Genomic DNA, 12,789 nt, shown 5'->3' with positions numbered 1-12,789 from the left:
CAAATTATATTAATTTTTATCCAGCCATAATTTCACAAGCTCAGAATGATCTTCCACCCATTTCTTAGCCGTGGCTTCTTTGTCTTTACTGTCTTCCATTTTAGTTAAAAGATCAGCCATATTTTCATCATCAAAATGTACTTTAGAAAAGAATTTTGCCAATTCGGGATGATCTTTAGCAAAGCTTTTTCTGCTGTATGTTTTAATCTGTTCTGCATCACCAAAGGTCTTCTTGGGATCTTGAAGAAACTTAAGTTTCATTTTACCAAACATCCAGTGAGGTTGCCATCCTGCTACAACAATCCATTGTTTACGTTGCATGGCATTCTGCAATTCGGTGATCATGGCAATGGTAGAGGAGTTGATTTGTTTGTAATCTAGTTGGTAATCAATAATGGCTTTATCTGTTCCAGAAGTCAATCCGGCTCCTTTTTCAATTCCAATGATTCTGTGATTGAATTGATCCTTATGCTGATTTAATTCTTCTATCGAATTAATCGGGACGTATTCGGGAACCACCAATCCTATACGGCCGTTGTCATAATTGGTTCCAAGGTTAATTAATCCAGGAAATTTAGCTACTTTTTTAGCATGTGTATAAGGTAACCAAACTCCCATAAAAAGGTCTGTATCTTCATTATTCATCGAAGCTAGAATCATATCCGTAGATGCTTTCTGAATAATGACATGATATCCTTGCTCATCCAAAATGGCTTTGGCAACGTGCGTCATGGCAACATCTTCTGCCCAGCCGTCAACCATTCCGATGGTTATATATTTAGAATTTTTTATATTTTCACATGAATTCAACACACCGAATATGGCGATTAAAACTGGAAAAAATAAGTATTTTAATTTCTTCATCTTATTGTTTTTTCTTTACAAATCCCTGAGTAATTCGGTCAAGAATAATGGCTAAAATAACCACCGATAATCCACTTTCAAATCCTAATCCGATATCCAGATTATTAATTCCTTCCAATACTTTTTCACCTAAACCACCTGCAGCAATCATTCCGGCAATCACCACCATGGATAATGATAATAGTATCGTTTGATTGATCCCAGCTAAAATAGTTTTCATGGCTAAAGGAAGTTCTACTTTAAATAGAATCTGACGGTTGGTAGCACCAAAAGCTCGGGCTGCTTCTACAATATCTTTCGGAACAGCTTCAATTCCCAATGTTGTTAATCGTACGGCTGGCGGCATTGCAAAAATAATGGTTGCAAAGGCTCCCGGTACTTTACCAATACTGAAAAATAATACAGCAGGAATTAGGTAAACGAATGCAGGCATTGTTTGCATTAAATCCAGCATCGGGCGGATGATTTTTGCAGCCAATTTGCTTTTTGCAGCCCAGATCCCCAAAGGAACAGAGATGATTAACGCGGTAATGGTTGCTACAAAAATAAGGGCCAGGGTCTCCATGGTTTCTCTCCATAATCCCATTAGAAATATTAAAGTAAGTCCGGCTACGGTCATGATAGCGATACCTTTTCCGGCTTTCCACCATGCCAATAGTGTAAAAAGGAGAATGATAATATAAAACGGAGTGTTTACCAAAGCCCACTCAATTCCCATGATAGAGGAGTTTCCTACATGTTTTATGACATCAAATACTGGTTTCCCGTTTTGTGTGAGCCAATTGATTGCAGTTTCTACATATTGACCTATATCTATAATTTTATTCATCTTATTGGTTGTTTGCGATTTCTTTTAATTCAATAATTTCTTCTTCGTTAAATTTTGTTGCTTCTATCACAAGAGATAATTGACTAACAAGTCCTAAAAATTTATTGTTTTCGTCTACAACAGCGATGGCAGATTTACTTCCGGAAATCAACGGTAACATTTCTTCAACAGTAGCCTCTTGAAATACCGAGGGAACATTACTGTTGATCACAGATTCGACGGTAGGTTCTTTTCTTCGTGCAATCATCATAATATCACTTAGTGTCACAAACCCTAGAAATTTATTTTGAAAATCAACTACAGGTAAGGTTTCTAAACCAGTTGTTCTCATTTTTCTTAGAGCACCTTCTGGTCCGTCTTTTCTGAAACGTACCACGGTAGCTTTATCGAACATCAAAGATTTGGCGGTGATAATTGTTTTACGGTCTACTTTTTCCACAAAAGCTTTTACATAGTCACTTGCAGGATTGGTTAAAATATCCTCAGCTGTTCCTATTTGTTCTATTACCCCGTCTTTCATAATGACGATACGGTCTCCAATTTTAATGGCTTCGTCTAAGTCATGGGTAATGAATACAATGGTTTTTTGTAATGTATCCTGCAATTCAAGCATCTGATCCTGCATTTCAGATTTGATCAAAGGATCGAGGGCGGAGAAGGCTTCATCCATAAGCAATACTTCAGGATCATTAGCCAATGCTCTTGCTAATCCTACTCGCTGTTGCATACCTCCTGAAAGTTGTGAAGGAAACTGATTTTCAAAACCATTTAATCCTACAATATCCAATGCTTTCTGTGCTTTTTCATCACGGGAAGCTTTATTTTCTCCTCTAATTTCCAGTCCGAAACCGGCATTGTCTAGAATGTTGTGATGAGGCAGCAGTCCAAATTTTTGAAATACCATACTCATCTCTGTTCTTCTTACTTCCAGAAGTTCTTTGTTATTTTTATCGGTAATATTATCGTCATTAATATATACTTTTCCTGAAGTAGGCTCATTCAGTCGGTTAAGGCAACGCAGCAAAGTAGATTTTCCACTTCCTGATAATCCCATAATTACAAAGAATTCACCTTCGTAGATTTCAAAACTTGCTTTGTTGATTCCCACGGTGCAACCGGTTTTTTCAAGAATTTCCTTTTTGGAAAAACCTTTGTCTAAAAGTTCCTGTGCTTTTTCTTTGTTTTTGCCAAAAATAATCGTCAGATCTTCAACTTTAAGTTTTACTTTTCTACCGTTTTCAATTTTTTCCATATTCAGAATTTTTCGATTAATAAATGATCTAAGAAATTGTACATCAATTGATGATTATACGTTTAATCTTGGTTGTTCTGTTAATAACGATAGTACAAAATACGCTGTAATAGCTTTTAATGATAAAAACTTTTTACAATAAAATAGGAGCATAAAAACCTGTGGCCTTATGTCTATATTTTAAACATTTCAATAGATTATACTCTAGAAGAAGAGTGTATCATGTAAAAAAGAAGTTAATCTTTTAAATAGATTCTACAATTAAATTACGGATGATGTAATTACAGATATGTGTACTGAACAACTTGAATTCCTACATGTCATCAAAATGTAGGCCAGCATAAAAAAGCTGTGTATCAATTTCTTATGATGGTGCAAATTTACGACTTTTATATTAAATGGATTTTTTGAGCCTTAAGAAGCTGGTCCTAAGCCTGATTGGAGAACAGAATATTTAGAGTCATTTTGCTCTGTCTGCCGAGATAAAAAATATGATTTTGAGAATAAATCTTACACTGATTAGCACAATGTGTGCATGAAATTAAAGAAAGCACTCAGAACCACAGCAATTATTGCCAAAATAGCCGGCAGCGCCTGAACAAAAAATATTTTCTTCGTTGCGGAAATTGCCCCATAAATTCCGGCAATAGCAACACAACTCAAGAAAAATAGGGATACATTGGTTTGCCATTTCGGATCTTCAATGAATAAAGACCAAATTAATCCTGCAGCCAGAAAACCATTATAAAGTCCTTGATTGGCGGCCAATCCTTTAGTAGGTTTGAACATTTCTGCGGGTAAAGCAGCTTTGAAAACTTTTTTTCCTTTTGTTTCCCAGGCAAACATTTCCATCCAAAGAATGTAGATGTGTTCTATTGCGACTAGAGTGATCAAAATTTTTGCAATGATATCCATAATTTAATGTTTTTTGGAATTGTAAAACTAAAAAAATAAAGTTAAGTTTGATTACTAAATTTTACAATGGAAACTTTCAAAGCACATTTAGATAAATTCATTACGATCACTGACGAAGAATTTGCTTCTATCATTTCTTTTTTTCAAATTCTGAAAGTGAAAAAGAAAGAAAATCTGATGCTTGAAGGCGATGTATGTAAATTTAAATATTTCGTGTTGGAAGGGTGTTTAAGGAAATTTTTCATCAATGAAAAAGGAGTAGAGCAAACCACGGAATTTGCCATAGAAAAATGGTGGATGTCTGATACTTTTGCTTTTGAAAAACAAATGAAAACCAACTTTAATATTCAGTCTGTAGAAAATTCCAGAATTTTGGCTATCGATTTTCAATCTCAGGAATTGTTATTGGAAAAGCATCCGATTATGGAACGTTATTTCAGAATGGTATATCAAACTGCTTATGCAGCAGCAGAAAAAAGGATTCGTTATATTTATGAGATGACGAAAGAAGAATATTATGTGCATTTCAGTACGCTATATCCTTGGTTCATTCAAAGAATTCCACAATATTTGATTGCTTCTTTTTTAGGTTTTACGCCAGAATACCTAAGTGAAATCAGAGCCAAATTACGTTCTTAAACCAGTTTAAGATTTTCAAAGATTATTAATCGCAACTTTGCCTTGTTAATAAAACAACGATAATGACAGGCAAAAAAGATTTTCAATTCCCGCAACTATTTTTAAGGTTAGCCATCTCTGTGACAATGCTTTCCGCAGTTGCTGACCGATTCGGATTTTGGGGTAAAAATTCAGCTTGGGGAAACTGGGCAAATTTTGAGAAGTACACCCAACAACTGACTTCTTTTCTTCCTGAAAGTCTAAGTGTTTTTTCAGCCTATTTCGCGACTTTTTTAGAAATTCTATTTCCATTATTATTACTTATTGGCTTTAAAACGAAAATCGCAGCTTACGGTGCAGGCTTTTTATTGCTCATTTTCGCTTTATCAATGACAATGGCTTTAGGAGTTAAAGCTCCTCTGGATTATTCTGTCTGGGTAGGAAGTGCAGGCGCTTTTTTATTGGCAAGTCAACATCAATTTTCATTAAGTATCGACGAATTAATCAAGAATAAATAATCAAATAAATATAAATAATATGAGCACAAGAGTTAATATTGCAACAACAGAATCAGCAGCGTACAAAGCCATGATGGGATTAGAAGGATATCTTCAGACGATTTCTTTAAACCATATTCAGAAAGAATTAATTAAGATCAGAGCTTCACAGATCAACGGATGTGCTTTCTGTTTGGATATGCATACAAAAGATGCCATCAAATATGGTGAAACTCCACAAAGAATCTATCTTCTAAATGCGTGGAGAGAAGCATTGGAGCTTTATACAGAAGAAGAGCAAGTATTGTTGGCCATGACAGAAGAAATTACTTTGATTAGCCAAAAAGGGTTGACGGAAGAAACATATTACAAAGCAAACCAATTGTTTGATGAAGCACAAATTGCCCAAATTATTATGGCGATTGTAACCATCAATGGTTGGAACAGAATTGCAATCAGTACACACATGCCAATTGCGAAATAAATTTTCAGAAATAAGTTATTTACCAAAAGCGCTTCTCAACATTGAGAAGCGCTTTTTTTTATGATAAATGGAGTTAATAAATTGCGACAGGATTGATGTTAACCTGAGTAGATCCCACATACAAGGGTTGTCCTAAAACAAACATGAATTCCCATACTTTTTCTTTTACTAAAGGTCGGGTATCAATTAATTCCAGATTATAGATTCCTTTTTTAGCCAACATAAATTGATTGATCGGAAACTCTTCCATATTTTTCGGATTAGGATAAACTTCGGATGCCCAGGCGTCACCACCAAAAGCAACAATTCCCTGATCAGCCAACCATATTGCTGCTTCCATACCGATTCCCGGTTCTACTTCCAGAAATTGTTTGTTATCTTTCCCAATCAGCTCAAGCCAACCTGTATTGAAGAGAACGACATCTCCTTTTCGAAGGGTAATTCCTTGTTTTTTCAAGACCGATTTAATATCAGCAACCGTGAATTCTGTTCCTCCAGAAACGATTGCTTTTCCATAATGTGCAGTCATATCCAGAACAACACCTCTTGTAACAAACGGCGGTACTTTTTCAATACCTAATTTTTTAACGCCTTCAACGGTCACAAAATCTGTTGCTTTATTTCCGTTGTAATACACGTTATCAATTCCGATATGTCCAATGCCGTTAAGCTGCGTTCCAACGCCTGTCCAGCCATTCACCAATTCATCATTGAATGTAAATTTGTTGGGACCTAAACTTTTTCCACCTTGTTCTCCAGGCTGAATATTGTATAAATTAAAACTTCTATGACGAAAGGCAGGTAAATTTTTATCAATAGGAACTGCCAAAGGCAATGTTTTTCCTTGTTTTACCAATGCAATAGATTGTTTTACGATTTCGGGAGTTAGTAAATTAGCGGCTCCTATTTCATCTTTAGTCCCATAAATAGACGGATACCAAGATTTATCGTCAGGATTAACAGACTGGTTTTGTGCCTTTACAACTTGGTTGCTCATAGACAAAAGAATAGCTAACCCGAACGTTTTGATCAGATTTTTTTTCATTGTTGAAAATTTTATGATGTTGAAAAAAAGAGAGTAGGCGATATAAGCATGATCCTTTGGTAGGAAAAATGTTTATAAAGATTTAAATTTCGCTTAATGCAGAATTGATAAAGCTCAATTCATCCTGAGAAAGATCGAAAGATATGGCTTTTGCATTTTCAATAGCTTGTTGAGCATTTCTTGCTCCTGCCAAAACAACGGTGATTGCAGGTTGTAAAGTCGTCCAACGCAAAACTAATTGTGAAAGAGTAGCTCCTTTTTCCTGAGCAATCGGTTCTATTTTTTCTAAGAATGTTTTTACGTTATTTAAATCAAACTGAGAAAAATATCCGTTTCTGTGGTCGTTGTCTTTTAGTTTGTCTTCTTTGAAATATTTTCCTGTCAAAAGACCTCTTTCCATCGGGCTGTACACAATAATCCCTGAATTATTTTCCAAAGAATAAGGAACCAAATCGTTTTCAATCGTGCGGTTCAACATGCTGTATGAAACCTGATTGCTTGCTAAATTCAACGTTCTGTTCGCTTCCTGCATTTGTTCAATATTATAATTGCTAACTCCTGCGGCAAGAACTTTACCTTGTTGAATCAATAATTCCATCGCTTCCATAGTTTCGCAGATACAAGTTGTGTTGTCTGGCCAGTGAAGCTGTAGCAGGTCGATATAATCTGTTCCCAGTCTTTTCAAACTTTCTTCTACTTCTTTGATGATATTTTCTTTTGAAGCTAGTTTATACACAGGAAGTATTTTTCCGTCATCATTCGCATCGAAGAAGAATTCTCCTTTTCCATTGTTGCTTCCATCCCAAACCAAACCGAATTTGGTTAATAACTGGATCTTTGAACGGTCTTTTCCTTTGATGGCTTCCCCGATCATTTCTTCACTCAGTCCAAAACCGTAGAACGGCGCGGTATCAATAGAGGTAACCCCGTGATCCAAAGAGGCGTGAATAGAATCGATAGAGTCTTTTTTCTCATTTCCACCCCACATATTTCCACCAATCGCAAATGCTCCGTGGGTAATTACTGAAAGTTCTAAATCAGTATTTCCTAATTTTCTATATTCCATTTTTTGTTTTAATTTTTAAGTTGATTTAACCACAAAAGATGTTTTTAACACTTAAGTTATTTTTAAGTTAAAAGGATTCTGTTGAGAAGGCAACTTAAGTTTTCTGAAAATCTTTGATTTTCTTCTTATGTGAGCTTTTTATTTTCAAAGTATTTAAAAGCTAAAGTGTTCTAAAGTTCTTAAATAAAGCTTTTGTGCCTTTTGTGGTTAAAATATTTTCCAATTATTTATTTTAAATAATTTCAGTTAAATAAAGTTGAGGTTTTTCCTGTAATTTTTCATCAACCAAAGCTCCGAAGGCCTGAATGTAAGGTTGCTGATTATGTAGCGTTAAACCTTCCTGATCTTTCCAGATTTCATAGAAAATAAACTGGTTTTTATCTTCAATTCCTTGATGTAGCGTGTACAACTCGTTGGCTTCTTCTTTTCTGGTTTCTGTCACCATATTTTGAAGAGCTTCTAACACCTCTGCTCTGTGTTCTTCTTTTGCTTTAATAACTGCGGTAAGATATATTTTCATTAGGCTAATTGTGGTTTTAATTCTTGTTCAAAAATGTTCGTAAGGTGTTCTTTGTAGGTTTTCATATCACGTTCGATATTGGCATTTTTTTCTACATCATGGAAGTGAAAACCTTCCATCTTTTCTAGAGAAACAAAGGCGTTCATTTTGTGGAAACCGAATAATGGTCCGTTATCCACACTTGTTTCATTGAAAAATTCTCCAGGAAGTGTAAAAGCAGTTTCCGGTGCATTCCAACTTGTAGTTACCATATATTTTCTTCCGCCAAGCATTCCTCCTGTTCCGTAATTGATCTTTGGATTGTCTGAAGTTCTACCGTCACTCATATAAATTCCTTTCGCATGACCTGCCGTGAAAACTTCATCAATGTATTTTTTGAATCCGTTCGGTAATTGGAACCACCAGATTGGGGTGTGATAAATAATAACATCTGCCCAAACAAATTTTTGAACTTCCTCGTCTTTGTTATACCCTTCGTCTATTGTTGTGGTCTTAACTTCTACATTTTCAAATTTTTGTAGAACTTCCAACGTGCTGTCTGCAATTGTTTTATTATATTTTCCTCCAGAATGTCCGAAGTTTTGTCCACCGTTGATGATTAATACTTTTTTCATTGTTGTATGATTGTTTAAATTTTACTCTGCAAAGTTACCTTCGGATTTTGTATAATAAAAATAGTATGAATTATAGTGAAGTATCAGAATTATGATGATTATTTGAGTTTTGTTTTATAATTATCAGTCTTAATAATTGACAATTCACTTGCGAAGCACAATTGACAATTCACATTTTTGCTATTTATAAATTCACATTTCATGTTTAAATATCATATTGATTTTGAATCTGTTTCTAAAATTTCTCCTGTAACTTTGTTTGAATAATTTGAATGAAATAGCATGCAGATAGCAATTTTTAGCGATGTACACGGTAACCTTCCTGCGTTGGAAGTCGTCTTACATGATATAGAACAAAGAGGAATTCATCAGAAATTCTGTTTAGGAGATTTGGTAGATTTTGCCCCTTGGGGAAATGAAGTGATTGAAAAAATCAAGCAGTTAAATATTCCTTGTTTAATGGGAAATCATGATGAAAGAATAGCTTTTGATATTCCTGTAATTCCTTTGTCAAAGCATTCTGAAGAAGAAACTGCTGCAAGATTTTTAGCGATTGATCATTCTAAAAAATACATTACAGAAGAAAATAAAAAGTATCTGGCAGAATTACCTTTTCACATCAAGCTCAATTATAAAGTAGGAAATAAACATTGGAATATTCAGTTGGTGCATTCGAGTTTAGAAAGCAATGATACCTATTTGTATGAATCTGAAAATGATGAAATTTTCACCGATTTATTAAATGATTCTCAGGCAGATGTTGTTATTATGGGGCATACGCATTTATCTTTTAAAAAATATTTTGATGGTCAATGGGCGATTAATACGGGTTCCGTTGGGCGGTCAAAAGAAGAAAACCGATTGGCATCTTATGTTATTTTAACGTTAGATGAAGAGCGTATTACTCCTGAAATTATTCAGCTAGAATATCCGCTTGAAGAAGTTTGTCAGCAAATAGAAAAAAGTGAGATCCCAAATTATTATGCTTCGTTTTTAAGAAATGAAGACGTATCAGTATTCTGATTATTTTGTAACTTTGTATCATGAAAGTAATAAATGAATTGTAAATGGTCAATTCGCTTTGCTTGTCAATTTTTTTTAGCTGAAGAATTTCATAATTCACTGCGAAGCAAATTGACGATTCACTAAATTAATACAATTATGGTAAATTTAGAATGGTACAGAACTTTTAAAGCAATCTACAAAACCGGAACATTAACGGGAGCAGCAGAAGCTTTATTTATATCACAACCCGGAGTAAGCCTGCATTTAAGCTCTTTGGAGGCATATGTTGGATATAAATTATTCGACAGAACTGGAAGGAAAATGCATCCTACGGAAAGAGGGAAGGTATTATTCAATGCTGTTTCCGAACCGTTGACAAAACTGGAGGATGTTGAAAAAAACTTCCAAAAATCTACAGAAAAAACAACCCCGACGATAAGTGTGGGAATGTGTTTTGAAACTTTTCAAACCACTTTGGAGCAATATGTTTCTACATTACCTTTTAATTTAATTATCAGTTTTGGAGAATATCCGGAAATGCTTGATCAGTTGGATAAAGGGATTTTAGATTTAATTATTACGCCTAAAAAAGGTATTTCTCCTAATATTTTGCATGAAGCTTTTTCATCTGAACAAATCATTTTGGTAGGTGGAAAAGATGTGGATACAGACAGTTTTAAAAAAGTAATAAAAACCAAAGATAAAGAGCAAATTGAAAATTGGTTAAAAGAAGAAAAGTGGTACGGAACAACAGGAGATATGGAGCATCTTTTCCAGTTCTGGACCTTGAACTTTGGGCATAAACCAGATTTTCGTCCCAATTATATTGTTCCGAATTTAAATTCTATCATTCGTTGTTTGAAAGGTGGAAAAGGGTTGGCCGTAGTTCCCGATTTCTTATGTAAAAATGAAATTGAAAGCGGTGAGGTAAAATTAATCTGGGAAGGTGAAAAAAAATTAGAAAACACGCTGTATTTCGGGTGTCGTAAGAAAACAAGTTATCAATCTGAGATTGCTCATATTAAAGGATTATTCAGACAGGTCATGAGCAAGGATGAGCATGTCGTGCATTTGTAAGCCGTTTTCATAGATAGGGAATGGGTAGTTTGTAATAAAAAAATCTTTACGTATTCCCTTTTTTATGAAGCCGTTCTTTTCATAAAATTTTATTTGCTGAAATCCTGTGTCAGAAGTTCCTACTATCAAAGAAGTATAATGATTTTCCTTTGCGATTTCTTTAGCTTGATTAATGAGCATATTTCCTATTCCTTTACTTCGGTATGCTTCAATAACAGCCATATTCTTTATTTCTAATTCTGTCTCGTTATTTTTATATAAAGCTATTACCGCAATATCCTGAGAACCATTATTAAGAATATAAATATTGCATTCAAAAATATATTTGTCAATAGCTTCCTTCGTTTCATCAGCTAATAATAGTAACTCATAAGGAATTTCTGAAGCAGCATCAATATTATAAAAGGTCATATTTTCCATTTATAAACTCATATGTATAATAGGATAGTCTTTTCCAGAACCGTCTTTTTCTGATCTTCCAATTTGCTTAAATCCCATCTTTTCATAGAACCTGATAGCCTGAGGATTTTGTTCGTTGACATCCACTTTTGTTAATCCTGTTTTATCTATCATAAATTGAAACAAAGTTTTACCAAGACCTTTACCGCGTGCTTCATCATGAATAAAAAGCATTTCTAAATTTCCTTCTGCAACAGATGCAAAACCTTTCGCATCTTCATTTTCAGTAATTAAATAGACTTCAAGATTCGGTAAATAATCTCTCGGAATAACTTCTTTGAAATGATTAAAATCTTCTTCAGCAAGAAAATCATGAGTTGCTTTTACGGCAGATTCCCAAATTTTCATGATTTTGGGATAATCTTTTGGCTGAGCTAGTATAATTTTTTGTGACATGAGATAATTTCTTACAAAAATAAGAATTTGAAGGTGAAAATTCCTTTCCTCTAAAAGATGGATTTTGGTAAAGAAAAAAATAGCTAGTATAATGATTTGGCTTTTAAATTAAAGTTTTCAGTAAAATTGGTAAGTCGTAATTTCAATTTTTTATCGGAAATTTGTTAGACATCATATTAATAAAATTAAAAAAAGATTTATGAGTCAAAAAACATATGCAGGACAACCTGTTATAAGATTAAATAACGGAATTGATATTCCGGCTTTAGGATTTGGAGTTTGGCAGATTGAAGACCAGAAAGTATGTGAAGATACGGTGGTTAAAGCAATCCAAACTGGATATAGAATGATTGATACTGCTGCAATCTATCAAAATGAAATAGGCGTTGGAAAGGCAATTCAAAACAGTGGAGTAAGCAGAGAAGAATTATTCATTACTTCAAAACTTTGGGTTCAGGATTTTGGATATGAGAAAGCAAAAGCTGCATTCCAAAAAACATTAGACAGATTACAGTTAGATTATCTGGATATGTATCTTATTCACTGGCCTTGCGGAGACTTCTTAGGATCTTGGAAGGCAATGGAAGAGTTGTATCATGAAGGAAAAATAAAAGCCATTGGTGTTTGTAATTTCACGGTGGAGAAAATGGAAGAATTAAAAGCTAATTTAGAGATTGTTCCTGTGGTAAACCAAATTGAATTACACCCAATTTTCCAACAAAAAGAATTGCAGGTGTATAACAAGGAAAACAATATTGTTACTCAGCCTTGGAGCCCGCTTGGAAACGGTAATGCTGAATTGTTGAATAACAAATCTTTAAAAGTGATTGCTGAAAAACACAACAAAACTGTTCCACAAGTTATTTTAAGATGGCATTTGCAGGAAGGATTCTGTGTGATTCCAAAATCTGTGACGCCTTCCAGAATTGAAGAAAATTTCAATGTTTTTGATTTTGAATTATCAGGAGAAGAAATGGATATTGTTCGTTCTCTGGACACCAATGAAAGAATATTCTTTGATCCAAAAGATCCTGAATGGGAGCAAAAAATGTTGAATGTTGTTGTGGATATTTAAAGATTAAATTTTCTTATAGATTAGGTATAATTCAGATATGATTATCAACTCAATCTATGAAATTTAAAAGCTA

The 12,789-nt window shown here is 34.1% G+C and carries 16 protein-coding genes; 6 read left to right on the top strand and 10 right to left on the bottom strand.

What is annotated here, in order from left to right:
• Positions 1–9: 9 nt before the first annotated feature.
• The 4 genes from BUB80_RS03645 to BUB80_RS03630 all read right to left on the bottom strand — a co-directional run bounded on the left by BUB80_RS03645 (position 10) and on the right by BUB80_RS03630 (position 3,860).
• Positions 10–864: a glycine betaine ABC transporter substrate-binding protein gene (locus tag BUB80_RS03645; protein WP_073291025.1), complete on the bottom strand. Its 855-nt coding sequence runs from the start codon at positions 862–864 to the stop codon at positions 10–12.
• Position 865: 1 nt separating this feature from the next.
• Positions 866–1,693 (bottom strand): ABC transporter permease, encoded by an 828-nt coding sequence (locus BUB80_RS03640; RefSeq protein WP_228433676.1) that lies wholly within the window; start codon positions 1,691–1,693, stop codon positions 866–868.
• Between the two features lies 1 nt (position 1,694).
• A complete protein-coding gene (locus tag BUB80_RS03635) occupies positions 1,695–2,945 on the bottom strand; it encodes a quaternary amine ABC transporter ATP-binding protein (RefSeq protein ID WP_073291023.1) in 1,251 nt (416 codons plus the stop codon).
• Between the two features lie 519 nt (positions 2,946–3,464).
• Entirely contained in the window at positions 3,465–3,860 is a 396-nt protein-coding gene (locus BUB80_RS03630; protein WP_073291021.1) for a DUF1304 domain-containing protein, read from the bottom strand.
• A 66-nt stretch (positions 3,861–3,926) separates the two neighbouring features.
• Between BUB80_RS03630 and BUB80_RS03625 the strand changes: the two genes are divergently transcribed.
• The 3 genes from BUB80_RS03625 (at position 3,927) to BUB80_RS03615 (ending at position 5,459) form a co-directional block, all read left to right on the top strand.
• Complete coding sequence (locus BUB80_RS03625; RefSeq protein WP_073291019.1) at positions 3,927–4,499, top strand: Crp/Fnr family transcriptional regulator; 573 nt, start codon at positions 3,927–3,929, stop codon at positions 4,497–4,499.
• Positions 4,500–4,561: 62 nt separating this feature from the next.
• On the top strand, positions 4,562–4,996 hold the full coding sequence (locus BUB80_RS03620) for a DoxX family membrane protein (protein WP_054511237.1): 435 nt from the start codon (positions 4,562–4,564) through the stop codon (positions 4,994–4,996).
• A 19-nt stretch (positions 4,997–5,015) separates the two neighbouring features.
• Entirely contained in the window at positions 5,016–5,459 is a 444-nt protein-coding gene (locus BUB80_RS03615) for a carboxymuconolactone decarboxylase family protein (RefSeq protein ID WP_073291017.1), read from the top strand.
• Between the two features lie 73 nt (positions 5,460–5,532).
• Here the strand turns inward: BUB80_RS03615 and BUB80_RS03610 are convergent, their stop codons facing one another.
• The 4 genes from BUB80_RS03610 to BUB80_RS03595 all read right to left on the bottom strand — a co-directional run bounded on the left by BUB80_RS03610 (position 5,533) and on the right by BUB80_RS03595 (position 8,704).
• Positions 5,533–6,504 (bottom strand): cyclase family protein, encoded by a 972-nt coding sequence (locus BUB80_RS03610; RefSeq protein WP_083547026.1) that lies wholly within the window; start codon positions 6,502–6,504, stop codon positions 5,533–5,535.
• Positions 6,505–6,586: 82 nt separating this feature from the next.
• A complete protein-coding gene (locus BUB80_RS03605) occupies positions 6,587–7,570 on the bottom strand; it encodes an aldo/keto reductase (protein ID WP_073291014.1) in 984 nt (327 codons plus the stop codon).
• A 232-nt stretch (positions 7,571–7,802) separates the two neighbouring features.
• On the bottom strand, positions 7,803–8,090 hold the full coding sequence (locus tag BUB80_RS03600) for a putative quinol monooxygenase (protein WP_073291012.1): 288 nt from the start codon (positions 8,088–8,090) through the stop codon (positions 7,803–7,805).
• The gene (locus BUB80_RS03595) at positions 8,090–8,704 is read right to left on the bottom strand and encodes an NAD(P)H-dependent oxidoreductase (RefSeq protein ID WP_073291010.1); all 615 of its coding nucleotides are present in this window, start codon (positions 8,702–8,704) and stop codon (positions 8,090–8,092) included. The genes BUB80_RS03600 and BUB80_RS03595 overlap by 1 nt, the downstream gene beginning before the upstream one ends.
• A gap of 282 nt (positions 8,705–8,986) precedes the next feature.
• Between BUB80_RS03595 and BUB80_RS03590 the strand changes: the two genes are divergently transcribed.
• Entirely contained in the window at positions 8,987–9,727 is a 741-nt protein-coding gene (locus BUB80_RS03590) for a metallophosphoesterase family protein (RefSeq protein ID WP_073291008.1), read from the top strand.
• Between the two features lie 138 nt (positions 9,728–9,865).
• Positions 9,866–10,786: a LysR family transcriptional regulator gene (locus BUB80_RS03585; protein WP_073291006.1), complete on the top strand. Its 921-nt coding sequence runs from the start codon at positions 9,866–9,868 to the stop codon at positions 10,784–10,786.
• Here BUB80_RS03585 and BUB80_RS03580 read toward each other — a convergent pair.
• Both BUB80_RS03580 and BUB80_RS03575 read right to left on the bottom strand, forming a co-directional pair.
• Positions 10,739–11,197 carry a GNAT family N-acetyltransferase gene (locus BUB80_RS03580; RefSeq protein WP_228433674.1) on the bottom strand — a complete coding sequence of 153 codons (459 nt, stop codon included), beginning with the start codon at positions 11,195–11,197 and terminating at the stop codon, positions 10,739–10,741. The two genes, BUB80_RS03585 and BUB80_RS03580, sit on opposite strands and share 48 nt — an antisense overlap.
• Positions 11,198–11,206: 9 nt before the next feature.
• On the bottom strand, positions 11,207–11,641 hold the full coding sequence (locus BUB80_RS03575) for a GNAT family N-acetyltransferase (protein WP_073291002.1): 435 nt from the start codon (positions 11,639–11,641) through the stop codon (positions 11,207–11,209).
• Positions 11,642–11,840: 199 nt separating this feature from the next.
• Between BUB80_RS03575 and BUB80_RS03570 the strand changes: the two genes are divergently transcribed.
• Complete coding sequence (locus BUB80_RS03570; RefSeq protein ID WP_073291000.1) at positions 11,841–12,716, top strand: aldo/keto reductase; 876 nt, start codon at positions 11,841–11,843, stop codon at positions 12,714–12,716.
• The last annotated feature ends 73 nt before the right edge of the window (positions 12,717–12,789 follow it).

Origin of the sequence: Chryseobacterium polytrichastri, from assembly GCF_900142445.1 — a bacterium.
Lineage (GTDB): Bacteria > Bacteroidota > Bacteroidia > Flavobacteriales > Weeksellaceae > Chryseobacterium > Chryseobacterium polytrichastri.
The sequence above is the reverse complement of the archived record's forward strand: the minus strand, read 5'-3'. Positions and strand labels throughout refer to the sequence as shown.